We start from the raw sequence: 24,378 nt of genomic DNA, 5'->3' as shown, positions 1-24,378 counted from the left end.
TTGTCCACGGAACCCCCATCGGGTACCGACCGGTGGGGGTTTCGTGCACAATGGGTACATGTCGTACGTCGAGATGCACCCCGAGAATCCGCAGGCACGTTTGGTCAACACGGTCGTTGACCTGCTCGAGCGCGGTGGCACGATCGCCTTGCCCACCGACTCCGGCTACGCGATTGCCACGAAGGCGGGCAACAAGGCGGGTATGGACACGATCCGCTCGATTCGTAAGCTCGATGACAAGCACAACTTCTCGCTGCTGTGTCACTCGTTTGCGCAGCTCGGCGAGCTCGTCATCATCGATAATCACGAGTTCCGCACCATGAAGGCGCTCACCCCCGGACCCTACACGTTCATCCTGCGGGGGACCAAGGAGGTCCCGCGCATCATGCTGAACAAGAAGAAGCACACGGTGGGCGTGCGCATCCCCGATCACGTCATCACGCAGGCGATCGTGGAGGCCCTGGGTGAACCCCTGGCCTGCTCGACGCTCATCATGCCGGGCGAGGAAGAGCCGCTGACGGACGGCTTTGACGTGGATGATCGCATCGGACACCTGGTCGACCTGGTCGTCGTGGGGCCCGTGGGCGTCGCCGAGCCGACCACGGTCATCGACTTCGCCGGCGGGGATGCCGTTGTCGCACGTGTCGGTGCGGGCGACATCTCGCTCTTCGACTGAGCGCGTGGCCTTCGAGCAGACGTCTTTTTCGCGCACCGGATTTTGCCGGCTGCGCTGGGAGGTGTCAGACGGAATTTATCGTTACGCCGACGGGCTCCCGATCGTCGGACCGCGCCTTGTCATTGATGGGGTCGACGCTGTTCGCGTCACTTTTCAATGGGGCGCTCAGGCCGCGGCTGACTGCTACGTCGTCCTGAACACGATCACGGATCGGGCGCGCGAGCACCTCGACGACTTTTGCATGTCGATAGGGCCTGGGCGCGGGGATGCGCGGGCGCTCGTGTGCGCGCTTCCCGCGGATGCGATCCTCAGCTATCAAACGGTGATCGTCGGGCCGTCGGGCCTCGACCCCAGCGTGGCTACGGACATGGGGGAGTGGATCCGATTCCTTGACGATGCGTCTCCCGATTCGTCGAATCCGCTCAGGGTCGTGAATGGACGCGGTGCCGCAGCCTCACTCTTTGTTGGGCCCGACGCGCGGGTGGTGTGGCCGTCGCAGGATCTGTCTGCTCCCGAGATGCGTGCGGCGCGTGAACGGGACATCGCTGCAGATGTGAGTGCGCGGCTCTCTGTCACGCGCCAGCATGATGTGATCGTTTATGACGGCGACGCGGATCCGACGTGTACGCTCATCCTTTTCGACGGCGAGATCTGGCGGGGCAACGGCGTCGGCTGGTTGACGCGGCGCTATCCCGGCCTGCGCGTCGTGACGATCGACGCTGGAGATTTGGGCGCGCGCGAGGCGGAGTTGACCGACGTGGACAGTGTCGTGGCGCTGCTACGGGCAGTGTGTGACGAGGCTGGGGCGGGGCCTGTGATGGTCGCCGGCCAGTCCTACGGCGGTCTGGCTGTGTTGGAAGCGGCGCTGCGCAGTGATCTTTCCCTCGATTGTGCGGTCGCTCAGTCTCCGTCCCTGTGGTGGGGAGGAGAGCAACGAGGAGTTGGCGAAGGGACGCTGATGGGCGACCTTCGCGCCGGGAGCGTTCGGCCGCGTAGGGATGTGCAGCTGCGCCTGCAGGTGGGCACGCTGGAACAAACAATGCGCCCCGTGGTCGATTCGTGCGCTGAGCTTGTACGAGGGCTGGGGGTGCCCGTCGACGTGGACCACTACCGCAGCGGACACGACGTTGCCTGGTGGCGCGAGGGCATCGTGCGTAGCCTCGATGGGTGGTGGGCTATCACATACTGACCAGGATTGAGATAGCCAGGTCAATGTGCAGTCTGTAGGTTAGGCTTACCTATACACCTAACAAGATCGACTGAATTGAGGCACTCGTGCACCTGTCGACGCGAATTCGCGCCATCGTTGGCGTCGCTTTGACCGCTCTCGCCCTGGGAGCTTGCTCGTCCACCCAGCCTGCCCCGGCCTCGTCCCCCGAGGCCTCCGCGACGTCCGAGACTTCCGCGACGCGCACCGTCACCGATGCGTCCGGCCAGGAGGTTACCCTGCCGTCGCACCCCAGCCGTGTTGTTACGCTCTCCGAGCCGACGACTGACAACGCGCTCGCCCTCGGTGTCACGCCGATCGGCGTCGTCTCCGGCCGCGGCCAGCAGACCGTTCCCAACTATCTCGTCGATCGCGCGGGCGATATCCCGATCCTGGGCTCGATCGGCACCCCCAACCTTGAGGCCATCGGTGCCGCTCACCCGGACCTGATCCTCGTCGACGGCACGTCGGTGAAGAACAATGACACCGAGACGCTGACCGCTCTGGCTCAGATTGCGCCCGTCTTCTTCACCACGCAAAAGGGTGGCGACTGGCGCGAGACCTTCACCCTGACGGCCGACGCGCTCGGCGTTGCCGACCAGGCTGAGACCAAGCTCGCGGAATTTGACAAGCACGTTGCCTCCGTCAGCGCCCGACTGAAGGACGCCGGCTACCTCGATCAGACATACTCGGTCGTGCGTTGGCAGGGCGATAGCGCGGGCCTCATCCTCAAGGAGCTCCCCGCCGGCCAGGCTCTCACCGCGCTCGGCATGAAGCGTCCCGCAAACCAGGATCGTGACGGCGAGGGCCACTCCGAGCCCGTCTCGCTGGAAAACATCGATCAGATTGACGCCGACTGGATCTTCTTCGGTACGCTCGGCAAGTCTTCGGTGAACAACCCCTCCGCCGGTGGCAACACGGGCGTCGAGGCCTCGGCCGCCGCCCTCGAAGAGGCAAAGGCTACTGTTGGCTTCGATTCTCTCAGCGCCGTGAAGGCGAATCACGTGATCCCCGTCGACGGCTCCCTGTGGACCTCAACCGGTGGTTACCTCCTCATGGACGGCATCATCTCCAGCATCGAGGCCCAGTTTGTCCCGGCTTCCTGAACTCGTGACAGGACAACCCGGGTTGATGACCTGACATGACTACCCGTCGCATCACCAGCGTCGCCATTGCCTGCGCAGTGGCGGCGCTGGTGCTTGCCATCGTGGCGACAGCCTCTCTCGCGCTCGGCTCACGTCAGATCGCTCCCACCGTCGTGTGGGATGCCCTGGTCAACGGGGGCGTCAGTCAGGATGCCCAAGTTGTCACCCAGCTGCGCGTCCCCCGTACGATCGCGGCGCTGGTGATCGGTGCGGCGCTCGGATTGGCGGGTTCCATCATGCAGGCGATGACACGTAATCCCCTCGCCGATCCCGGCGTTCTCGGCATCAACGCGGGCGCCGCTTTTCTCGTTGTGACGGCGACAGCGGCGACCGGAGTCGCTACCCGCACGGTGACGCTCGGTGCTTCCCTCGTCGGCGCGGGGGTCGCGGCTGGTCTTGTCTTCGCGATTTCCGGCAGTGGGGGCGGATCTCGCTCGCGCCTCGCCCTGGCGGGAATCGCTGTGTCCGCTGCCCTCGCATCGCTGACCCAGGCGGTCCTCGCGGCGAATCAGTTTGCGTTTAACGAATTCCGATATTGGGCGTCGGGATCATTAGAGGGCGTCGACATGGGCTCCGTGGTTGCCGCCGGGGCAGTCATCGCATGCGGCGGTGTGGTTGCTGTCTTGATTACGTCGGCGCTGGGCGTTCTTGCGCTCGGCGATGACGCCGCGGTGAGCCTCGGAGTTCGTGTGCGCCTCATTCGCGTGCTCGGGGTTGTAGCCGTTACTGCTCTGGCCGGGGGAGCGACTGCCTTGGGCGGTCCGCTGACGTTTGTTGGCCTCGCAGTACCGCTGATGGTTCGACGCGTTGTCGGCGCTCGGCAGGGCGCGATCGCCCTCTGGTCGACCGTCGTGGGTGCTGCGTGGGTGTGCGCCGCCGATGTTCTCTCGCGTCTCGTGCTGGCGCCTTCCGAGGTTCCCGTTGGCGTTATCGTCGCTTTGATCGGTGCGCCGTTCTTTATCATTGGGGCGCGCGGAAAGGGCATGTCATGAGACCAGCTCCGTCGCGCTACACAATTGTCTCGCTGCGTCGCGTGTCGGTGCGTGTGCACCGGCGCAGCGCCGCAGTCGTGCTCATCGGGTTCGTTCTTCTGTGTGCATTGGCGGTCTATTCGCTCACTCTCGGTGATTATGGGCTCAGCGCCGCCGATTCATTCCGTCGTCTCCTCGGAGACGGTGGGCCTCGAGATGACTTTTTGGGCGTCTACTTCGTCCAGTCCGTGCGCCTGCCGCGTATGCTCGCGGCGGTGGCTGTTGGTGCGGCACTCGGAATCGCGGGGCGCATCTTCCAGACGATCTCAGGCAATCCGCTCGGTAGCCCCGACATCGTGGGCCTGTCCACGGGGTGCGCGACCGGCGCCCTGATTGCCATCATTATTCTGGGTTCGAGCCCCGCCGTCACAGGAATCGGCGCGTTGCTCGGTGGACTCGCCTCGGGCGCGTTCATCCTCGCGTGCGCGGGAGGCATGCGAGTGACGGGAATCCGCGTCGTCCTCGTGGGAATCGGATGTTCGGCGGCCTTGCGGGCGGTCAATTCGCTGCTCATCGTCAAGGCGCCTCTGGAGGCGGCCCAGCGGGCGCAGCTGTGGAGCGCTGGCTCATTCTCGGGCGTCACCATCGCGCGTCTGACGCCTCTGCTGATCGTGATCGCCGGTGTCGTTGCGGTGTGTGCCGTCTATGCGGTTCCCCTCGGACTTGTCGCGATGGGCGATGACATCGCGACAGGGCTTGGCGTCAGAGTGCGTCAGACCCGCGTGCTCCTCATTGTCGTCGCCATTTTGCTTGTTGCGTCCGCAACTGCGGTCGCCGGGCCGGTCGCCTTCGTTGCTCTGGCGGCTCCGCACGTCGCGCATCGGCTGTGCGCGGCTGGGGGAGTCGGATTTGCCTCCTCCGCCCTCGTTGGCGCTGTGCTCGTGCTGGTCTCTGATATCTGCGCTCAAAGGCTTGTGGCTCCCGCTGAGCTCCCAGTCGGCGTTGTGACCGGCGTCGTCGGAGGTCTGTACCTTCTGTGGTTGTTGATTCGTGAGGTGAAATCGTGACGAAGTCTGTCGTGAACCGGGGCCTGAGCGCCCGGGATATCGTCGTCGGCTACGGGAAGAACGCTCCGATTCTCGAGGGTCTTACCCTGGACGTGCTACCGGGGGAGTTGACCGTCATAGTGGGTCCAAACGCGTGCGGAAAGTCGACTCTGCTGCGTTCGCTGGCCCGCGTGCTTGGTGTTCGCAGTGGTGTGGTCGAGCTGGATGGGCAAAGCGTGGGCGATATGAATCAGAAGGCCCTCGCGCGTCGACTCGGGTTACTTGCGCAGTCGTCGGTCGCTCCCGGCGACATGCTCGTCGAGGATTTGGTTGCGCGTGGCCGCTATCCCTATCAGTCCCTGGTCCACCAGTGGAGTTCACGGGACGACGAGGCCGTGGCTCGCGCGATGCGGGACGCTGGGGTTCGCGACCTGGTGGGGCGCCGGGTTGGCGAGCTGTCGGGCGGCCAACGTCAGCGCGTCTGGATCGCGATGTCGCTTGCTCAGGAGACGGACATTCTTCTCCTCGACGAGCCGACGACGTATCTCGACCTGAATCATCAGCTCGAGGTATTGCGCCTGGCGGAGCGCATGCAGCGTGCGGGCACGACGGTTGTTGCCGTTTTGCATGATCTGCATCTGGCGTTCCGATATGCCACTCACCTCGTTTTTATGAAAGACGGACAGATCGTTGCGCAGGGCGCGCCCACGAGTGTGGTGACTCCAGAGCTTGTGGAGCGGGTTTTTGGGGTCGCGTGCCGCATCATCGATGATCCTGAGACGGGTGCTCCACTGGTGATTCCTCGTCGTTGAGGTGCGTGTGTGTCTAAAAATCTCAAATGTTGACCAGCGGGTCATCAGTGAGCATGATTGTTCGATAATATTGCTCACAGTCATAGAGGTAAAGTCGCATAAAATCAGGTAAAATCAGGTGTTGAGCAGGTGTGCCATGAATTTGCTTGTTGCTCGCAATTACATTGTGGGGACGACGCAATAGTATGGTGCTTGTAGCGAGTGGTTACTCGGACACTGACATGATCGTTCCGCGCGTGACTGTGCCGATCGGTTGAGACTATCCCAGACAGAAGGAAACGAATACGCATGACGACACAGGTGCGCTCACAAAGCCGGGGGCTTCGCATGTCCCTGCTTGCACTGACCGCCTCTGCTTCTGTTGTCGGCGGAATGTTTGTCTCCGTTGCCCCTGCCTATAGTGTTGATGGAATCGGCGATGGTGCCGCGCAGTGTGTGACCGCGTCTGAAGAAGGGGCGTCGATCATTGCATCGTCGGTCGTTGCCAGTGGTTCGCAGCTGCATGTGGAAGGCGTCGGTTGGGGTCCCTCGTCGGATGACACTCTGGGATTCGTGATCGTGACGCTTGATGATGGGCACGAGCAGCGTCCCGACGATATTGCGCTTCCGTCCTGGGCTCCCGTGTCAGTGACGCGTAACAAGGCCGCATGGTCGGTAGCAAAGGTTGATGCGGATGGAGCTTTTTCCATTGATCTTGATCTGCCTGCGGCGTGGGTTGTTGGCTCCTCTCACCAGGTGATGATCGGTGACGGTGCGACGGGTAACTATGTCCAGGTTGAGGTGACGGTCGTCGAATCTTCGGCCGAAGTGCCTTCCTGCTCACTGGATCCGACTCAGTCGGCGACCGCCGACGTCGTCGAGCCGAGCGCCGATGATACTGCGGCACCGACGCCTGACGATGCGGCCGTGAATGCGCCCGCAGATCCTTTCGATCCTGCTGGTGACGATACTGGCTCGACGACTAATGGTGAGACGACTGCTTCTGCATCGTCATCGAGTACCCCGGTGGGTGCGCAGACGCAGACGTCTACGGCTTCGCGCGTGGGCGACGCTACTTCGTCTGCGTCCTCTCCTGCGCCTTCGTCTACTCCGTCGTCGGCGGGGGGCGCGTCCTCTGCCCAGGCCTCGACATCTTCCTCCGGTGGAGCCGCTACCGGCGCTGACCCGACGCCCGAGCCTTCCACTTCTTCTGAGCAGCAGAGTGTGTCCGCATCGCAGATTGGCCCCAAGGCGCATTCTGATCAACAGGCGTCTAATCAGGCCGCCCGCGAGCAGGAATCGCGTCTGAATGGCTGGATCCTCGCGGGGGGTGGCCTGCTTGCGCTCCTTGGCGCAATCGTGACGGTCAGTATTGTTCGACGTCCGCACGGTCTGCTGCGCTAACGACGTCTCACCTGGCGCATTGCGGCGAGAATATGTGCATTAACCGATTGGTGTGCGTTGGAAATTAGCATTCATGCGTCACGCCTGTTACTCTAGTTTCGGAACATGTGCTTCTGAGGATTAAGTCACTAAGGAGAACGGTATGCAGCACGCACGGGCTACTTCTGCCCTTGCCGCGCGCGGGCTTGCGGGGCGCAGTCGCTTGATGAGCCTCCTGATGGGCCTGAGCCTGTTCGCTGCCATTGCGCTCGCGATACCCGGATTTGCTGCTCGAGCGGACGGTAATAACGATTCGATTCCCGTTCCGAACACGACGTTTACTGTCACGATCGAGCATGGATCGTCATTCGAGTCGACCTACGGAGAAACCGGCTACTGGGGTGTCATGCTCGATTCGGGCCGCGTCACGCCGGTTGAGAAACCGACCTACACCCGTAATGGCGAGACGGTGACCGTCACGGCCGATGATGTGTGGGTTGCCACCAGTCCGGACAATTACACGCTGACCGTCCCGGTTCCCAACGGCAAGAACAATGTTGAGGGCATCACCTGGGAACCCGGTACGAGCCACACCGTTACCGTCCTCATGTTCAAGGAAGGTCGCTCGCTCGTCGATGGCGATCCGGTCACGTATCACGTGCGCGTCTACCAGCCCGCTAATGACACTGCGCACCCGGCTCATACCGACGCTCCACTTCCGAGCGCGGATCCGACGCACGACAATATCGACGATCCGCTTCCGACCGCCGAGCCTGCCCCCGCGCCGACGACGGAGCCGACCGCTGATCCTGCACCTGCGCCTGAACCAACGACGGAGCCCAGCTCCGATCCTGCGCCCGCGCCCACCACGGAGCAGCCTCCGGCTCCCCAGCCCGACGATCCGCAGCTGCCCGCTGTGCGTCCGACCCCGACTCCCTCTGCAACGCCGACCCCCACCCCGTCGGCGAGCGCGTCTGCTGCAGCTTCGCAGCCTTCCGACACCCCGGTGTCACCCATCACGGACGTGTCGCAGCTGACTGACGCGAACAAGGGTGGCGTCAGTGCGGCCTTCACCGGTGGACAGCTGACGATCAACGTTCCTTCGGATAAGGCCGTCGCTGGTGACTGGGTCAGCGCAAACATCATGCAGACCGGTGAGGCTCGCTGGCTCCAGGTCGAAGACTCCAACCAGGTGTCCATGGACGTGACGGGCCTGCCGATCGGTGATTACAAGGTCGTCGTGGCTAACCGCCAGCATGAGCTGGTCGGCTGGGCTGAGTTCAAGGTCGCCTCGACCGTGGCCGCCGCCGGTACCGGTTCGTCCGTGGATGCGTCGGGTGGTGTGAAGCTCCATGCGGAGATGCTCTCCTCCTCGCTGGCGGGTAATGAATCTGAAGGTCTCAACGGTTACCTTTTGGGTGCGGGTGCCTGCATGCTGATCCTCGGCGGCCTCGTGGTTGTCCAGGTTCTCTCCGGTCCTAAGATTGGCTCTTCCTCGAGTGGGGTCACTCTGTCCTAAGCTAGGTTTCATGGATCTGTTTGATTCTGAATCTGTCGACGAGTCGGGCGTGCCTGCTTTCAATGCAGGCGCGCCCCTCGCCGTTCGTATGCGCCCGACGACTCTCGACGAGGTGGTTGGGCAGTCTCACTTACTCGGTGATGGGGCACCGCTCCGCCGCCTGCTCTCACCCGGTTCGGGTGATGGCGTTGCTGTTTCCTCGGTCGTGCTGTGGGGGCCGCCGGGGACGGGTAAGACGACTCTCGCTTATTTGATCGCGCGTGCGTCTGGGCGACGTTTCATTGAGCTATCCGCGGTGTCCTCCGGCGTGGGCGACGTCCGGCGTGTCGTGGACGATGCGCGTCGCACCCTCGCCAGTGGGGGTGAGGAAACGATTCTGTTCGTTGACGAGGTGCATCGCTTCTCCAAGTCGCAGCAGGATTCGCTGCTTCCGGCGGTTGAGAATCGGTGGGTCGTTCTCGTCGCGGCGACGACGGAGAATCCGTCCTTCTCGGTTATTTCGCCGCTGCTGTCGCGCTCGCTTTTGTTGACGCTGCGCCCCCTGGATGCAGATGTGATCGAAGGGCTAATACGCCGCGCGCTGGCAGATGAGCGTGGCCTCGGCGGCCGCTTCGCGATCACCGACGAGGCAGTGGCTGGCCTTGTGCGCCTGGCGGGCTCGGATGCGCGTAAGTCTTTGACCCTCCTCGAGGCCGCCGCGGGCGTCGCCAGCGACGACGGATCGGGAGAGATTACGGTTGCGAGCGTCGAAGCGGCAGCCAACCAAGCTCTCGTCCGGTGGAGCAGGGATCAGCATTACGACGTAGCAAGCGCGTTCATTAAGTCGATGCGCGGGTCCGATGTGGACGCCTCGCTGCACTATCTCGCCCGTATGATCGAGGCCGGGGAAGACCCGCGCTTCATCGCGCGGCGCATCATGATCGCAGCGTCCGAAGAAATTGGCATGGCTGCTCCCGAGGTTCTTACGACGTGTGTGAGTGTCGCGCAGGGCGTTGCTCTCATCGGTATGCCCGAGGCGCGCCTGCTCCTTGCGCAGGCTGTCGTCGCCGTAGCGACGGCCCCGAAGTCGAATGCGACCTATTTGGCGATTGACCGCGCGATCGCCGACGTGCGTGCCGGACGTGGGGGAGCGGTACCGGAGCATCTGCGTGACGCGCACTATGCCGGTGCTAAGTCTCTCGGCCACGGCGACGGATACCTCTACGCCCACGATCAACCGCACCATGTCGCCGCGCAACAGTACCTTCCGGACGATCTGGAAGGCACCCGTTACTACGAGCCAACCGAAAACGGACATGAGGCGATGCTCACGAAGCGGCTCGGTGTGATTCGCAATCTGCTGAAAAGACGCTAGGATGGAACAGTTGTCCGCACCAGCGGGCACCTGGGGCCTTAGCCGACGGATCGACGCGATCCTGGAGTTGGCCCCATGCCGGGATTCCCGGCATGACATGAGAAACAGGAAGAACAAACATGGCAACGAATCGTTCCCGCAAGCAGGTGCGCGAGTCCCGCGCCCTCGGTCTGGCTCTGACCCCCAAGGCCGTCCGCTACTTCGAGAAGCGCCCCTACGGCCCCGGTGAGCACGGCCGTACCCGCCGCCGCCAGGACTCCGACTACGCCGTTCGTCTGAAGGAAAAGCAGCGTCTGCGCGCTCAGTACGGCATCCGTGAGTCGCAGCTGCGCCGCGCCTTCGAAGAGGCCCGTCGCACCGCCGGCCTGACCGGTGAGAACCTGGTCGAGCTGCTCGAGATGCGTCTCGACGCCCTCGTCCTGCGCGCTGGCTTCGCCCGCACCATCCAGCAGGCCCGCCAGTTCGTCGTGCACCGTCACATCCTCGTTGACGGCAAGATCGTCGACCGTCCGTCGTTCCGCGTGAAGCCCGGCCAGACTCTGCAGGTCAAGCCGAAGTCGCAGACCACGGTTCCCTTCGAGATCGCCGCTGAGGGTATTCACCGCGACGTGCTGCCCGCCGTCCCCGAGTACCTCGATGTCGAGCTGTCCCGCCTCAAGGCGACCCTGGTGCGTCGCCCCAAGCGCGCTGAGGTCCCCGTGACCGTCGACGTCCAGATGGTCGTCGAGCACTACTCGCGCTGACACTAGTCAACTCCGCGCCCCCGAGCGACGCTCGGGGGCGCGGTTTTTTCTTTCATTCCACTGTCCGATTGCGCGCGCCGATGTGTCGTGAGCGGCGCCAACCGTCTAACATGGGGGACTATGCGTACGTCTGAAATCCGCACCCGCTGGCTCGACTACTTCGAGAAGCAGGGTCATGAGATTCGTCCTTCCGTTTCTCTCGTCTCTCCGGAGCCCTCGATTCTGTTCACGATCGCGGGCATGGTTCCGTTCATCCCCTACATCACGGGCGTTGAGCCCGCGCCGTGGCCGCGCGCCGCGTCGGTCCAGAAGTGCATCCGCACGAACGACATCGACAACGTCGGCAAGACGACCCGTCACGGCACGTTCTTCCAGATGAACGGCAACTTTTCCTTCGGCGATTACTTCAAGGAAGGTGCGATCAACTACGCGTGGGAGCTGCTGACCGGCTCGCGCGACGAGGGCAAGTACGGCCTGGATGGCGATCGCTTCTGGGTGACCTTGTGGGACCAGGACGACGAGGCTTTCGACGTGCTGACGAAGCAGATCGGCATGGACCCCAAGCACATCGTGCGACTGCCGCGCGAGGAGAACTTCTGGGACACGGGCCAGCCCGGCCCCGCGGGTCCGTGCGCCGAGTGGCACTACGACCGCGGCCCCGAGTACGGCCCCGAGGCCGTGGGCGGTACCGTCGACCCGGGTGGCGACCGTTACCTCGAGGTGTGGAACCTGGTGTTCGACCAGTACATGCGTGGTGAGGGTTCCGGCAAGGACTACCCGCTGCTGGGTGAGCTGGACAAGAAGGCGATCGATACGGGCGCTGGCCTGGAGCGTCTGGCTTTCGTCATGCAGGACAAGCCCAACATGTACGAGATCGACGAGGTCTTCCCCGTCATCGAGGCCGCCATGCAGATGAGCGGTAAGCGCTACGGTCTGGGCGCCGCTGGCCCTGAGGCTGGCGCTGCCTATGACGACGACGTGCGCATGCGTGTCGTGGCCGACCACGTGCGTTCCTCGCTCATGCTGATTGGCGACGGGGTGCGTCCCGGTAACGATGGCCGCGGCTACGTGCTGCGTCGCCTGATCCGCCGCGCCGTTCGCTCGATGCGTCTGCTGGGTGTCGACGAGGCAACCATGCCGACTCTGCTGACGGCCTCGAAGGATGCGATGAAGGCGTCCTACCCCGAGCTGGAGACCAACTGGAAGACGATCTCCGAAGTCGCGTACGCGGAGGAAGATGCATTCCGTCGCACCCTCAGCGCCGGTACGACGATCCTGGATGCGGCGGTTGCAACGGCGAAGGAATCGAAGGGCGGCCCCGTGATTTCTGGTGCGTCGGCGTTCTCGCTGCACGACACCTACGGCTTCCCGATTGACCTGACCCTCGAGATGGCCGCCGAGCAGGGCGTGTCGGTCGACGAGGAGGGCTTCCGCACTCTGATGGCCGAGCAGAAGGAACGTGCACGCGCCGACGCTCGCTCGAAGAAGACCGGACACACGGATGTTCGCGTCTTCCACGACATCGAGAAGGCGATGGGTGGCGGCTCAACGTTCCTGGGCTACACGGAGCAGGCCGCCGAGGCGACCGTGGAGGCTCTGCTCGTTGATGGTGTGGCGGCTCCCGCTGCGAGCGCGCCCGCCGAGGTTGAGGTCATTCTCGATCGCACTCCGTTCTACGCGGAAATGGGTGGCCAGCTCGCCGACCACGGCACGATCCGTCTCGCTGGCGGTGGCGTCGTTGAGGTTCACGACGTGCAGGCTCCTATCCGTGGCCTGAGCGTTCACCGTGGCACCCTGACCGAGGGCGGCATGACGGTGGGGGAGAAGGCCTACGCCGAGATTGACGGCCAGCGTCGTCTCGCCATTGCGCGTGCTCACACCGCGACCCACATGGTGTACGCGGGCCTGCGTAACGTCGTGTCGGAGGACGCCACCCAGGCGGGTTCGGAGAACTCGCCGTCGCGCCTGCGCTTCGACTTCCGCCACGGGTCCGCTCTTGAGGGCTCGCAGCTGAGCGACATCGAGGCTCTCGTCAACGAGAAGCTTGCCGAGGATCTGGCCGTGACCACGGAGGTCATGAGCATCGATGCCGCGCGTGAAGCTGGTGCGATCGCGCTGTTTGGTGAGAAGTATGGTTCCGAGGTTCGCGTCGTCACCATCGGTGATGGCTTTGACCGTGAGCTGTGCGGTGGCACCCACGTGCCGACGACCGGTCACATCGGCCGCATCACGGTGCTCTCCGAGGGATCCGTCGGCTCAGGCGTGCGTCGTATCGACGCCCTGGTGGGCGACGGCGCATACGAGTTCCAGGCCAAGGAACACGCGCTCGTCAACCAGCTCTCCCAGCTCGTGGGCGGCCGCGCCGACGAACTGCCCGAGCGCATTGAGTCGCTGCTGACCAAGCTGCGCGAGTCTGAGAAGGAGCTCGAGAAGATCCGCACAGCACAGGCTCTGAGCCAGGGTGCCGATCTGGCGGCTTCCGCGAAGGCTATCGGTCCCGTGACCGTCGTCGCCTCCTCGGTCGGTGAGATGCCCTCCGCGGACGCTCTGCGTACCCTTGCGCTCGATGTGCGTGACCGCCTCGGCAATGAGCGCGGGACCGTCGTTGCCCTCGGTGGCGTCGTCGGTGGCAAGCCTTCGCTGGTCGTCGCGACGAACGAGGCAGCGCGTGAGGCGTCGGTGAAGGCCGGTGCGCTGGTTCGCGCCGTCGGCAAGTACATGGGCGGTGGCGGCGGTGGCCGTGACGACATCGCCCAGGGCGGCGGCACCAAGCCCGAGGGTATTGCCGACGCGATCGACGCGATCCGTAAGGAAATCGAGGCTCTGTGAGTATTCGTCGGGGTATTCGTATCGGCGTGGACGTCGGCACCGTGCGTGTCGGCGTCAGCCGGTGCGACCCCGACGGTATTCTCACGATGCCCGTCGAAACCCTTCACAGGGCTCCCGATCTGTCCGATCTTGATCGCTTAGCCGACATTGTGTGTAGCCACGACGCGATCGAGGTGATCGTTGGACTTCCTCGGCACTTACGTGGGGGAGAGGGGATCTCCGCGAAGGGTGCGCGTAAGTATGCGCGCCGCATTAAGAAGCTTGTTCCCGATGTCCGCGTGGCGATGGTCGACGAACGCATGACGTCCAATCAGGCGCATGCGCGTCTTCGTGCATCCGGGATTCCTGAGATTGAGCATCGCAGCGTCATCGACCAGGTCGCGGCGCAGATCATTTTGGAACAGGCACTCGAGCTCGAACGGATGAGCGGTCGAGCTCCCGGTGAGGAAATCATCCTCGAACCAAGTGAAGGAGCGCACGCATGAGTACGCCTCCCCCTTACCCCTTCCGTTCTCGTCGCGAGATTCACTCCGGCGAGCCTAAGGTCTACTCCGACGCTCCGCATGAGAACGCCAGCGTCGAGGCCACGCCAGATGCTGCGCCTACTCCGGCGCAGGGCATGCCTGCGGCGGCTGCGTCCTCGTCCGATAGCGCCGCTGCGCCTGCGCGCGGCACCGGTGTTCGCCAGCGCTCGGCGTCGCTTCCCTCTTTCGACGAAGTGACCGATACCGGAGCGACTCCTCGCGTGTCTGTCTCTGGTACCCGTGCTCGCGGTGGAGCACAGGCCGTCGAGACGCCGTCTGAGACGACCGGCATGCGTTCGCGCAGGCTTGCGAGCGAGCGTCGAGCGGCGCGCAAGCGGAAGCGCCGTCGTCGCGTGCGTTCATTCTTCATCATCGTTCTGGTTCTCGGATTGCTCGCGGGTGCCAGCTACGTCGCCTACGACCAGCTCTTTAATTCCTCGACGACCGCATCGGACGACTTCCCGGGTCCCGGTTCCGGCTCCGTCGAGGTCACGATCGATGAGGAATCGTCGGGTCGTGCGATTGGCCAGACTCTCGTGGATGCCGGGGTCGTCAAGTCCGTGGGTGCTTTCGTTCGCCAGTTTGAAACGAACCGTGCGGCAATGTCGATTCGTCCCGGTACGTACCGACTGAAGCTGCAGATGAGCGCTTCCGGTGCACTCGCCGCGCTGCTGGATGAAACGAACCGCGTTGACTCGACGGTGACGGTTGGGTCCGGTCAGAAGCTGTCGGAAGTCAAGCAGCGCATTGTCGATATCATGGGCGTGTCCGAGGCTGAGGTCGATGCGGCGTTTGCCGATACAGAGGCAATTGGACTTCCCTCCGAGGCTGGGGGAAACGCGGAAGGCTGGCTTCTGCCCGGCTCCTACGAAGTCGGCGAGACAGATACGCCGACAACCGTGATTGCACGCATGGTCAAGGGAACGATCGATGAACTGGACCGCCTAGGCGTTGCACCCGCCGACCGCGAGACCGTCCTCATCAAGGCTTCCATCGTCGACGGTGAAATGAACATCGACAAGTACATGCCGATGGTCGCTCGCGTCATCGAGAATCGTCTGGCTGACACGAACGGTGAGACGAAGGGCATGCTCGGCATGGACTCCACGGTGCTCTACGGCGTTGGCAAGACCAGCGGCGTGCCCGATCAAGCAGACCTCGACAACGACAACCCGTACAACACACGACTGCACGCTGGTCTGCCGCCCACTCCTATCGGTCAACCGAGTGAGAAGGCCATCAAGGCCGTGCTGAACCCCGCCGACGGCACGTGGCTGTACTTTGTCACGGTCAACCTGGACACGGGTGAGACTCTGTTCGCTTCGACGCTGGAGGAACAGGAGAAGAACCGTGAGCAGTTCAAGGCGTACTGCACGGCAAACCCGAAGGTTTGTACTGCATCATGACCTGGGCCGCGGTCATCGGATCGCCGATTGAGCACTCCCTGTCGCCGGTGATTCATCGCGCGGCATGGGCCCAGCTCGGCATCGATGGGTGGGAATATCACCGTCTCGAGCAAGACACAGACTCACTGCCCGGATTCATTGCCGGTCTTGGAGCTGACTGTGCAGGCCTGTCTGTGACGATGCCCTGCAAGCAGGCCGTCATGCCGCTGCTCGATGTGATTGATCCGCTGGCGAGCGCGGTGGGCGCCGTTAATACGGTCGTTCCTTCGTCAGGGGTCCTTGCCGGTTTCAACACCGATGTCACAGGCATCGCGTCGGCCGTGAGGCGTGCCTGTTCGTTGGCGGGGTGCTCCGCGCCATCGAGTGCTCTCGTTCTCGGTGCTCGCGCTACCGCATCGTCCGCGCTTGCAGCGTTGGGCGAGTTGGGGATTACGTCGTCGACCGTCGCCGCGCGCCGTTTTGGCGGTCCAGGCTCTGTTGTGGCGGCGGCCTCGCGGCTTGGAGTCACTATCGAACAGATTCTATGGTCGGATTCCGAGGCGGTGGATCGTGCGGCTTCCAGCGTGGACCTTGTCATTTCCACGCTTCCTGCCTCAGCCGCCGATCCACTCGCCGAGCGCCTGCGGGTTCGGGAGGGACAGATCCTGTTGGATGTCGTGTACTCGCCGCGCGACACCGCATTGCGCCGTGCCTTCGAAAGCGCCGGTGGTGTCGTCGCCGAGGGGACAGATATGCTCGTTTTCCAGGCTGGAGCACAGGTTCAGCTGATGACTGGGCGAAGTCCCGATACAGGTGTCATGCGCGAGGCCCTCGAGGAGGAACTGGGACGTCGCTCGCGGGAGGGTTCGTCGCTGTGATCGTCGGTTGGCTTCCTCCGCAAATCAGTGCGGATCTTTCTCTCGTGTCGGGCTTTCTCACGTGGATTATTGTCCTGGCGTGGCTGTGGAGATCCGGCTGGAAGATCCAGCGTAGGTACTTCATCGAATCGACACGCACGCCATTGACGCGCAATGCGATTGTCTGGAGCGCCGCTATCGTGGGCGCAGTCTTTTTCGTTGCGGCGCAAATGCGCCCCGGCATGCCTGCCGTCATGGCCGTTGCGATGATCGGAGCGCTGAGCGCATACGTCGACGCCCACACGCACCGTCTCCCGAATGCGTACACGGCGGCAATGGCCATTGGCGTCGCGGCTGGTGTGGGAGTTGGCGTGATCATTTCTCCAGCGTGGCAGCAGCGCCTCATCGGGTGTCTCGTTGGCGCTCTGATCTGGACGATTCCGATCGCTCTGTTGAACCGACTCCCCGGTGGCATGGGCGGGGGAGACGTGAAACTCGCACCCGTCTTGGGTGCCATGGCCGGTTCCGTCGGCCTGCACGCGGCGGTTTTTTCTCTCATACTGTCCTTCGTGCTGGCGGGGCTTGCCGCTCTCTGGAAGATCGTGATCGGTTCTGCTGGCACCAAGTCGCGGGTGCCGATGGGGCCTTGGATGATCGGTTCAGCCCTCCTTGCAGCGATTGCTTGGGGTGTCGTTCCGGACTGGTTGTAGGGCACTTGCGCGGCCTCATCGTGGACCACGCCGGGACGTGTGCGCGTCCGGATGGGACAATAGTGCGGTGAGTATTTCGACGCCTTCGTATCAGTCTGAGCCTGTGAGCCTCGAGTGGGGCCAGACGTGGCCTCCGCGTGACGTCTTTGTTGATCTCGCTGCGAAGCGCCGCGTGATCCCCGTGGTGCGCCGGGTGCTTGCCGACGAGTTGAGTGCGGTGGGTGTCTACCGACAGCTTGCGCACGGCAACTATGGAAGCTTCATCCTGGAGTCCGCTGAGCACGGTGGTTCGTGGGGCCGCTGGTCGTTCGTTGGAGCATCGAGCGCGGGCGCGATCGTCGCGCGTGACGGACGCGCGCAGTGGATCGGTTCGCATCCTGAGGGTGCCCTGGAGGAGGGAACTTTCCTCGAGGTCGTGCACTCCGCACTGGAGGAGCTTGCAGCACCCGCGATCGACGGAATGCCTCCTCTGACGGGCGCTCTCGTCGGTTCTCTGGGCTGGGGCATCATCCCCGAGTGGGAGCCGACGCTCGCAGCGACCGCTCCAAAGGAATCCGACATTCCCGACGCAACGCTCGTGCTGGCCACCGAGGTCGCCGCGCTCGACCATGCGACGGGTTCGGTCTACCTGATGGCTATCGCGTGGAACTTGAACGGCTCGGCCGATGGCGTCGACGGAGCGTATCACCGTGCGATTGAGCGTCTCGACGCGATGACCTCGCAGCTGGCAACCCCGATCGCTCCGGCTGTGCTCGGCAGCAGCGGTGCGACGCCGCCGCAGGTACGCCAGCGCACGGCGCGCTCTGATTTTGAGTCTTCCGTGAACGCGGCCAAGCGCGCGATCGAAGACGGTGACGCCTTCCAGATCGTGCTGTCCCAGCGACTCGATGTGTCGACGTCTGCCAGCGGTCTCGACGTCTACCGCGTGCTGCGCACGGTCAACCCCTCGCCCTACATGTACTTCCTGGAGCTGCCTGACGAGAAGGGCGGTCATTTCGAGGTTGTCGGCTCGTCTCCGGAGACTCTCGTGAAGACTGAGCGGCGCCGCGTCTGGACCTACCCGATTGCCGGCTCGCGTCCGCGCGGTGTCGATTCGGCAGAGGATCACCGACTGGCTGCTGAGCTGCTCGAGGATCCGAAGGAACTGTCCGAGCACGTCATGCTCGTTGATCTGGCCCGCAACGACCTCTCGAAGGTCTGCGATCCGGCTTCGGTTGAGGTCTCGACGCTCATGGAACTTAAGCGCTTTTCGCACATTCAGCACATTTCCTCCACGGTGACGGGTGTCCTGCGCCCTGACGCTGACGCCCTCGATGCGCTGGTTGCGACCTTCCCGGCGGGCACCCTCTCGGGCGCGCCCAAGCCTCGTGCCATCCAGCTCATTGACGACTTCGAGCCCGCGGCGCGCGGAGTGTACGGCGGCGTGGTCGGCTACTTCGACCTGTCCGGTGACGCGGATCTGGCGATCGCTATTCGCACGGCCTCCCTGAAGGACGGCGTTGCCTCGGTGCAAGCGGGTGCGGGACTCGTTGCCGATTCGGTTCCCGCCCTCGAGTACGAGGAGTCACGCAATAAGGCCGCCGCAGCGGTCGAGTCCGTCGTGCGGGCGTCGACTCTCGTTCCGCTGTCCTAACCCGGAGTGCGGGATGGCTTGCCCGCTGTGGGCTATTTTTCGCTAGCCTAGGTGAGGATTGATCGTTTCTGCCTGAAAGGGGAGCGTCGTGAGCGTTCTCGATGACATTATCGCCGGGGTCCGCGAGGACCTGAAAGAGCGTGAAGACCGCGTCCCTCTGGCTCGGATCAAGGAGATTGAGGCCCAGATTCCGGAGGCGAAGGATGCGCTCGGTGCCCTGCGGGGCCGCGATGGTGCCGTCAAGATCATCTCCGAGGTCAAGCGATCCTCGCCGTCTAAGGGTGCGCTCGCAGCGATCCCGGATCCGGCCGCTCTCGCGTCGACGTACGAGGCCGGGGGAGCGTCGGTCATCTCGGTGCTCACCGAGCAGCGTCGCTTCAACGGTTCGCTCGCGGATCTTGACGCAGTGCGCGCGGCCGTCGATATTCCGATTCTGCGCAAGGACTTTATCGTTACGCCGTATCAGATCCACGAGGCGCGTGCTCACGGCGCCGACCTCGTGCTGTTGATCGTCGCTGCGCTCGAGCAGAATGTGCTGGTGTCCCTGCTGGAACGCACTCGTTCGCTCGGCATGGAGGCACTGGTGGAGACGCACTCGCGACTCGAAGCCCTGCGCGCGATGGAGGCTGGCGCCTCGATCATCGGCGTCAACGCTCGTAACCTGAAGACGCTGGAAGTGGACCGCTCGACCGTCGAGCAGGTCATCGACGTGATTCCCCAGGATGTCGTCGCCGTCGCCGAGTCCGGCGTCGCGAATGCTCATGATGTTTTCGAATACGCCAAGTGGGGTGCGGATGCTGTGCTCGTCGGCGAAGCGCTTGTGACGTCGGGTGATCCCCGCGCGAGCATTCAGGACATGGTGAGCGCGGGCCAGCATCCCGCGCTGCGCACGGATCGCAAGGCTCGCGTCGCTGCGGCGCGTCAGGAAGGACAGTGATGGAAGCCGAGAACTTTGCTCAAGGACCGTACTTCGGTGATTTCGGCGGACGCTTCGTCGCCGAGTCTCTCATGGGCCCCCTCGAAGAGGTTGAGGCCGCGTGGAAGCGCCTGTGGCGCGACAAGTCGTTCCAGCGCCGTCTGCGCGACCTGTTCCTGAACTACGCCGGACGTCCCTCGCTGCTGACCGAGGCCCCGCGTTTTGCGGCCGACCTGGGTGGCGTGCGTGTGTTCCTGAAGCGTGAGGACCTCAACCACACGGGTTCACACAAGATCAACAACGTGCTCGGTCAGGCGCTGCTCACCAAGGAACTGGGCAAGACGCGTGTTATTGCGGAGACCGGTGCGGGTCAGCACGGCGTGGCCACCGCGACCGCAGCTGCTCTCCTTGGCCTCGACTGCACGATCTACATGGGACGTGAGGACACCGAGCGCCAGGCGCTGAACGTCGCGCGCATGCAGATGCTCGGCGCCGAGGTTATCGCCGTGACGGCTGGATCGGCGACCCTCAAGGACGCGATCAACGAGGCCTTCCGCGACTGGGTGACCAACGTGGAGACGACCAACTACATCTTCGGTACGGCCGCCGGCCCGCACCCCTTCCCGGAGCTGGTGCGCGACCTTCAGCGTGTCATCGGCGATGAGGCGCGCGCGCAGCTGCTCGCCGCCGAGGGACGTCTGCCTGACGTCGTCGTCGCCTGCGTGGGTGGCGGCTCCAACGCGATTGGTTCCTTCACGGCGTTCATCGATGATCCCAGCGTCGAGCTGCTCGGGTGCGAGGCAGCTGGCGATGGCTTCGACACCGGGCGACACGCAGCCTCTATTACCGCCGACGAGGTGGGCGTGCTGCACGGCGCACGCACGTTCGTGCTGCAGGAACGCGACGGCCAGACGAAGGCCTCCCACTCGATTTCCGCTGGCCTTGATTACCCGGGTGTGGGCCCGCAGCACGCGTGGTTGGCGCGCACCGGTCGCGCCTCGTACATGCCCGTTTCCGACGCCGAGGCCATGGATGCTTTCCTGCACCTGTCGCGCACGGAAGGCATCATTCCCGCGATCGAGTCCTCACACGCCCTCGCCGGCGTACGCGCCTGGGCCCGCGCGAAGGTCGAGGCCGAGGGCCCGTTCGCGCCGGGGGAGGAGCCCATCGTGATCGTGACCGTGTCGGGTCGCGGCGACAAGGACGTGGATACGGCATCGCGGTGGTTCGGCTACGGACACGCGAAGCTGCAGGTCATCGACCCCAGCGCCGGCCCGTCGGGCGTTGCCGTCCTGGACGAGAACGAGGAGAAGTGACATGACGCGTGCACCCCATTCAGCTGTCGCGATTGACGCAGCCCTCCAGCGCGGCGACGCTGCGTTCATCGCGTACCTGCCCGTTGGATTCCCGTCGGTCGAGGATTCGATCCGCGCGGGTAAGGTCCTGGCGGACTGCGGCGTCGACGTCATCGAGCTCGGCTTCCCGTACTCGGATCCGGGCATGGACGGCCCGACCATCCAGCGTGCGACCGTCGCCGCTCTCGAACGAGGCACGCACCTCGAGGATCTCTTCCACGCGGTGGACGAGCTGACCTCGTACGGCATTTCGACCTGCTCGATGACCTACTGGAACCCGGTCGAGTGGTGGGGCGTCGAGCGCTTCGCCAAGGACTTTGCCGCCGTGGGCGGCTCCGGCCTCATCACGCCTGACCTGCCGCCCGAAGAGGGCGCGCAGTGGGAGGCAGCGTCGGACAAGTACGACCTCGAACGCATCTATCTGAGTGCTCCCTCGTCCCCCGAGCATCGCCTCAAACTCATCGCAGAGCACTCGCGCGGCTGGGTGTATGCGGCCTCGTCGATGGGCGTGACGGGTGCGCGCGCAGCGGTTGGTGCTCACGTCGCCGACGTTGTTGAGCGTACCCGCGCCGCCGGAGCCGAGCGCGTGTGCGTGGGCCTCGGCGTCTCCAACGGCGCTCAGGCCCGCGAGATCGGCGCTTACGCGGACGGTGTCATCGTCGGATCCGCGCTCGTCAAGACTCTGTTCGACGAGAACATCGACCGTGGCCTGAAGGCCCTGGCTGAGCTCGCCACCGAGCTGAAGTCCGGCGTGAGCGGGGCACGCGCGTGAGCGCCCTCATCGCGGCCGGTATCCCGTCGCCTTCGCAGGGCGTCTGGCACCTCGGGCCGATTCCGCTGCGGGCCTACGGCATTATCATCGCCGCAGGCATGATCATCGGTGTCTGGTGGACCGCCCGACGCTATCGTGACCGCGGTGGAAACCCGGACACGCTGTACGACGCCGCGCTCTGGGCGATCCCGCTCGGCGTCGTCGGCGCGCGGATCTACCACGTCATCACGTCCCCGGACGCCTACTTCGGTCCGGGCGGTGACCCGATGCTCGCTTTCCAGATTTGGCGTGGAGGCCTGGGTATTTGGGGCGGCGTCGCCTTCGGTGCGCTCGGCGTGTATATCGCCGTCAAACGTGCGGGTGTCCGCCTCGGCCCAATCGCCGACTCCCTGGCTCCGGCTCTGCTGATCGCCCAAGCGATCGGCCGTTGGGGAAACTGGTTTAACCAGGAGCTTTTCGGCGCCCCGACGACCATGCCGTGGGGTCTCCAGATCGACGCTGCGCACATGCCGGCCGGATACCCCGCGGGGACGCTGTTCCATCCGACGTTCCTCTACGAGTGCCTGTGGAACCTTGCCGCCGCCGCGCTCATCGTGTGGCTCGACCGGCGTCACCGCTTCGCCGGGGGACAGGTGTTCGGTCTGTACCTGATGGCCTACACGGCCGGCCGGTGCTGGATCGAGATGCTGCGCATCGACGACGCGCACAGAGTCTTGGGCCTGCGCCTCAATGTATGGACGTCCCTGCTCGTGTTCGCACTGGGAGTGCTCGTGTTCGTTATCGCCGGCCGGCTCGGACGCCCGACACGCGTTGTCGCTGAGACGACTGCGGATAACGCGGACGGAGAAGGCCAAGACCTGCACACTTGCGCCGGTGAATCCGATGCTGACGATGTTGTGGGGACCAGCGTGAGTGAGGATGAATCTGCTGAAGAGAGCACTCTCGAGCAGTTTTAGACTCGCTCCGTGCTCGCAATCTGTGTGCCAGAGGTCCCACCACAGGTGGATTCATGGGAATGATCACGTCGCCCCGCTGCTGATCTTCCTCGTCAGAACAGGGGTTGGAAGGTAAACTTTTACTTATGCGTCGAGCTAAGATTGTCTGCACTATTGGACCTGCCACTGAATCCCCTGAGCAGCTCCAGGCACTGGTGGACGCCGGCATGGATGTCGCGCGTATCAACCGGTCGCATGGGAAGGCTGAGGAGCACGAGGCCGTCATTGCGCGCGTGCGAAAGGCGTCTGCGACGTCCGGCCGCGCGATTGCGGTTCTTGTCGACCTCCAGGGCCCCAAGATCCGCCTGGAGACGTTCCAGGACGGCCCCCAGGAACTGAAGATCGGTGACACCTTCACCATCACGACCCGCGACGTTCCCGGCACCAAGGAACTCGTCGGTACGACTTTCAAGGGTCTGCCCGGTGACTGCGCCCCCGGCGACCGCCTGCTGATCGACGACGGTAACGTCGCGGTCCGCGTCGTTGAGGTCACCGAGACCGACGTCGTTACCCGCGTCGAGGTTCCCGGCATGGTTTCGGACCACAAGGGTCTTAACCTGCCTGGCGTCGCCGTCTCCGTCCCTGCGCTGTCTGAGAAGGACAAGGAGGATCTGCGCTGGGGTATCGAGCAGGATGCCGACTTCATCGCGCTGTCCTTCGTGCGTTCTGCCGAGGACATCAAGGATGTCCACGAGATCATGGACGAGATGGGCAAGCGCATCCCGGTCATCGCCAAGATCGAGAAGCCCCAGGCTGTCGAGGCGCTGGAAGACATTATCGAGGCTTTCGACGGCATCATGGTCGCCCGCGGTGACCTCGGTGTCGAGATGCCCCTCGAGGCGGTCCCGCTGGTTCAGAAGCGCGCGATCGAACTCGCTCGTATTGCTGCCAAGCCCGTCATCGTCGCGACGCAGGTCATGGATTCCATGATCAAGAACCCGCGTCCGACGCGCGCCGAGGCCTCCGACTGCGCCAACGCGATCCTCGACGGTGCCGATGCGGTCATGCTCTCCGGCGAGACCTCGGTCGGCGCGTTCCCGATTGAGACGGTGCGCACGATGGCCGCGATCATCGAGTCGACGGAAGAGAACGGCGGCGAGCGCATCGCGTCGATCCCCGGCTTCTACGCCGACCGAGCCGGCGTCATCTGTGAGGCCGCGGCGCGTATCGCCGAGCACATGGATGCCCGCTACCTGGTGACCTTCAGTCAGTCCGGCACCTCCGCTCGTCTGCTGTCGCGCATGCGCCGCCCGATCCCGATGCTGGCCTTCACGCCGCTCGAGTCGACGCGTCGCCGCCTGGCCCTCTCGTGGGGTATCCAGACGTACCGCGTTCCCGAGGTGCAGCACACCGACGACATGGTGTGGCAGCTCGATCAGGTCGTCCAGTCCGCGCACCTGGCGGACATCGGTGATCAGCTGGTCATCGTTGCTGGTATGCCCCCGGGCATTGCCGGCTCCTCGAACATGCTGCGTATCCATGAAGTCGGAGATGAGGCCGACTACGCGATTGGCGGAACCCGCCACGCGTGAGATACGTGAGTAGCGGGGGCGCCGGCATCAAGCCG

At 64.1% G+C, this 24,378-nt stretch carries 21 protein-coding genes; all 21 read left to right on the top strand.

Annotated elements, in window-relative coordinates; all coding sequences use genetic code 11:
• Positions 1–58: 58 nt before the first annotated feature.
• The 21 genes from HMPREF1137_RS07010 (at position 59) to pyk (ending at position 24,343) form a co-directional block, all read left to right on the top strand.
• On the top strand, positions 59–676 hold the full coding sequence (locus HMPREF1137_RS07010) for an L-threonylcarbamoyladenylate synthase (RefSeq protein ID WP_007590419.1): 618 nt from the start codon (positions 59–61) through the stop codon (positions 674–676).
• 4 nt (positions 677–680) lie between these two features.
• Positions 681–1,865, top strand: a complete 1,185-nt coding sequence (locus HMPREF1137_RS07005) for an alpha/beta hydrolase-fold protein (RefSeq protein WP_007590539.1) — start codon at positions 681–683, stop codon at positions 1,863–1,865.
• An 86-nt stretch (positions 1,866–1,951) separates the two neighbouring features.
• Positions 1,952–2,989 carry an ABC transporter substrate-binding protein gene (locus HMPREF1137_RS07000; RefSeq protein ID WP_007590531.1) on the top strand — a complete coding sequence of 346 codons (1,038 nt, stop codon included), beginning with the start codon at positions 1,952–1,954 and terminating at the stop codon, positions 2,987–2,989.
• Between the two features lie 35 nt (positions 2,990–3,024).
• Positions 3,025–4,020 (top strand): FecCD family ABC transporter permease, encoded by a 996-nt coding sequence (locus HMPREF1137_RS06995; RefSeq protein WP_007590461.1) that lies wholly within the window; start codon positions 3,025–3,027, stop codon positions 4,018–4,020.
• The gene (locus HMPREF1137_RS06990) at positions 4,017–5,066 is read left to right on the top strand and encodes a FecCD family ABC transporter permease (RefSeq protein WP_007590463.1); all 1,050 of its coding nucleotides are present in this window, start codon (positions 4,017–4,019) and stop codon (positions 5,064–5,066) included. The genes HMPREF1137_RS06995 and HMPREF1137_RS06990 overlap by 4 nt, the downstream gene beginning before the upstream one ends.
• Complete coding sequence (locus HMPREF1137_RS06985) at positions 5,063–5,857, top strand: ABC transporter ATP-binding protein (protein ID WP_007590446.1); 795 nt, start codon at positions 5,063–5,065, stop codon at positions 5,855–5,857. The genes HMPREF1137_RS06990 and HMPREF1137_RS06985 overlap by 4 nt, the downstream gene beginning before the upstream one ends.
• A 327-nt stretch (positions 5,858–6,184) precedes the next feature.
• A complete protein-coding gene (locus HMPREF1137_RS06980; RefSeq protein ID WP_231284049.1) occupies positions 6,185–7,240 on the top strand; it encodes a hypothetical protein in 1,056 nt (351 codons plus the stop codon).
• Between the two features lie 205 nt (positions 7,241–7,445).
• Positions 7,446–8,738: a type IV secretion protein Rhs gene (locus HMPREF1137_RS06975; RefSeq protein ID WP_034497291.1), complete on the top strand. Its 1,293-nt coding sequence runs from the start codon at positions 7,446–7,448 to the stop codon at positions 8,736–8,738.
• Between the two features lie 10 nt (positions 8,739–8,748).
• Positions 8,749–10,092, top strand: coding sequence for a replication-associated recombination protein A (locus HMPREF1137_RS06970; RefSeq protein ID WP_007590440.1), 1,344 nt, complete (start codon positions 8,749–8,751; stop codon positions 10,090–10,092).
• Between the two features lie 119 nt (positions 10,093–10,211).
• Positions 10,212–10,835 carry a 30S ribosomal protein S4 gene (rpsD, locus tag HMPREF1137_RS06965; protein ID WP_007590432.1) on the top strand — a complete coding sequence of 208 codons (624 nt, stop codon included), beginning with the start codon at positions 10,212–10,214 and terminating at the stop codon, positions 10,833–10,835.
• A 120-nt stretch (positions 10,836–10,955) separates the two neighbouring features.
• Positions 10,956–13,664 carry an alanine--tRNA ligase gene (alaS, locus tag HMPREF1137_RS06960; protein WP_007590447.1) on the top strand — a complete coding sequence of 903 codons (2,709 nt, stop codon included), beginning with the start codon at positions 10,956–10,958 and terminating at the stop codon, positions 13,662–13,664.
• Positions 13,661–14,149, top strand: coding sequence for a Holliday junction resolvase RuvX (gene ruvX, locus HMPREF1137_RS06955; protein ID WP_007590428.1), 489 nt, complete (start codon positions 13,661–13,663; stop codon positions 14,147–14,149). The genes alaS and ruvX overlap by 4 nt, the downstream gene beginning before the upstream one ends.
• Positions 14,146–15,594 (top strand): endolytic transglycosylase MltG, encoded by a 1,449-nt coding sequence (gene mltG / locus HMPREF1137_RS06950; protein ID WP_007590459.1) that lies wholly within the window; start codon positions 14,146–14,148, stop codon positions 15,592–15,594. The genes ruvX and mltG overlap by 4 nt, the downstream gene beginning before the upstream one ends.
• Positions 15,591–16,451 carry a shikimate dehydrogenase gene (locus HMPREF1137_RS06945; RefSeq protein WP_007590507.1) on the top strand — a complete coding sequence of 287 codons (861 nt, stop codon included), beginning with the start codon at positions 15,591–15,593 and terminating at the stop codon, positions 16,449–16,451. Before mltG ends, HMPREF1137_RS06945 begins: the two co-directional genes overlap by 4 nt.
• A complete protein-coding gene (locus HMPREF1137_RS06940) occupies positions 16,448–17,140 on the top strand; it encodes a prepilin peptidase (RefSeq protein ID WP_007590486.1) in 693 nt (230 codons plus the stop codon). The genes HMPREF1137_RS06945 and HMPREF1137_RS06940 overlap by 4 nt, the downstream gene beginning before the upstream one ends.
• Before the next feature lie 103 nt (positions 17,141–17,243).
• The gene (locus tag HMPREF1137_RS06935; protein WP_007590533.1) at positions 17,244–18,773 is read left to right on the top strand and encodes a chorismate-binding protein; all 1,530 of its coding nucleotides are present in this window, start codon (positions 17,244–17,246) and stop codon (positions 18,771–18,773) included.
• 88 nt (positions 18,774–18,861) lie between these two features.
• The gene (gene trpC / locus HMPREF1137_RS06930; protein ID WP_007590545.1) at positions 18,862–19,710 is read left to right on the top strand and encodes an indole-3-glycerol phosphate synthase TrpC; all 849 of its coding nucleotides are present in this window, start codon (positions 18,862–18,864) and stop codon (positions 19,708–19,710) included.
• Positions 19,710–21,005, top strand: coding sequence for a tryptophan synthase subunit beta (gene trpB, locus HMPREF1137_RS06925; RefSeq protein WP_007590477.1), 1,296 nt, complete (start codon positions 19,710–19,712; stop codon positions 21,003–21,005). The genes trpC and trpB overlap by 1 nt, the downstream gene beginning before the upstream one ends.
• Before the next feature lies 1 nt (position 21,006).
• Entirely contained in the window at positions 21,007–21,816 is an 810-nt protein-coding gene (gene trpA, locus HMPREF1137_RS06920; RefSeq protein ID WP_007590465.1) for a tryptophan synthase subunit alpha, read from the top strand.
• On the top strand, positions 21,813–22,772 hold the full coding sequence (gene lgt / locus HMPREF1137_RS06915; RefSeq protein ID WP_007590487.1) for a prolipoprotein diacylglyceryl transferase: 960 nt from the start codon (positions 21,813–21,815) through the stop codon (positions 22,770–22,772). The genes trpA and lgt overlap by 4 nt, the downstream gene beginning before the upstream one ends.
• Before the next feature lie 125 nt (positions 22,773–22,897).
• A complete protein-coding gene (gene pyk / locus HMPREF1137_RS06910; protein WP_081493524.1) occupies positions 22,898–24,343 on the top strand; it encodes a pyruvate kinase in 1,446 nt (481 codons plus the stop codon).
• Positions 24,344–24,378: the final 35 nt, after the last annotated feature.

This window comes from Actinomyces sp. ICM39 (assembly GCF_000282935.1).
Classification (GTDB): domain Bacteria; phylum Actinomycetota; class Actinomycetes; order Actinomycetales; family Actinomycetaceae; genus Pauljensenia; species Pauljensenia odontolytica_B.
This window is presented reverse-complemented; position numbering and strand designations above follow the sequence as displayed.